The sequence below is a fragment of the Lyngbya sp. CCAP 1446/10 genome, assembly GCF_026130175.1.
Classification (GTDB): Bacteria; Cyanobacteriota; Cyanobacteriia; order Cyanobacteriales; family Microcoleaceae; genus Microcoleus.
This window is the reverse complement of the sequence record NZ_JAIGNI010000136.1, coordinates 1-1,075: the sequence shown is the minus strand read 5'-3', so window position 1 is coordinate 1,075 and position 1,075 is coordinate 1. Positions and strand designations below refer to the sequence as shown.

General features: G+C 41.1%; 1 protein-coding gene. It reads left to right on the top strand.

Features of this window, described 5'->3' with window-relative positions:
• Positions 1 to 106: 106 nt before the first annotated feature.
• A complete protein-coding gene (locus K4039_RS26630) occupies positions 107 to 1,054 on the top strand; it encodes an NB-ARC domain-containing protein (RefSeq protein ID WP_265239509.1) in 948 nt (315 codons plus the stop codon).
• Positions 1,055 to 1,075 lie beyond the last annotated feature (21 nt).

Genomic DNA, 1,075 nt, shown 5'->3' with positions numbered 1-1,075 from the left:
GCAATTTTACTAGCTTTTTCATTTTAACCCTTTTTTGGCATACTCGCCAAAGTGAGATGCACCCAGTCTGATACAATAGATAAAATCTCCTACACTTGCCTAATTAATGGATGTTCAAGAACTTTTAAGGTTTGCCAATGGCTTGGTGTTCACTAAGACGGGCAAACACCTAGACGATCTGCAAGAGGCAGTAGTGCGTGGAACTTGGCAAGGTAAAAGATACTCCGAAATTTCCAAAGAGGTTCATTGTACTGAACGCCATGTCAGAAATGTTGCCTCAAAGTTATGGCAAATTCTTTCAAAAATCTTAGAGGAAGATATTAATAAATCCAATTTTAGCTCTGCGATGGAAAGGTATCAAATTTCTAAAATTTCAAATTTTGGTGATTTTAATTTTGTACAAAACAAAGGTAACATCAACGTTTGCACAGAAACCTTACACCATCCCAAAACTTCACAAAACTCACCCCCAACACAAACCTCAAATGAAGACGACACGCAACAGAAACCGCGACTTGACTTAAGAGATGCACCAGATATCAGCTCATTTTACGATCGCACATCCGAACTCGCCACCCTACAACAGTGGATTGTACACGATCGCAGCCGCCTAGTCGCAATATTAGGACTCAGCGGAATTGGCAAAACCAATCTCGCACTCCACCTCCTCTCACAAATCCAGCATCAATTTGAATATGTAATTTGGCGAAGTCTCGGCACATCCCCAAGCCTCCATAATACCCTAAAAAGCCTACTTAAATTTTTATCTAATCCACCAGAAACCGAATTGCCAACAAGCACCGATGAACTGCTATCGCTGCTAATCGACAAATTGCGATCGCACCGCTGCCTCATCATCCTAGACGACGTACAAACAATTCTCAGTAGCGGACAAATAGCAGGCAATTATCGACCAGAATATGAAAATTACAGCACCCTATTCAAACGTATTGGCGAAACTTGCCACAACAGTTGCTTAATCGTCAATAGTTGGGAACCGCCTAGAGAAATTGGGGTGCATCTCACTTTGGCGAGTATGCCAAAAAAGGGTTAAAATGAAAAAGCTAGTAAAATT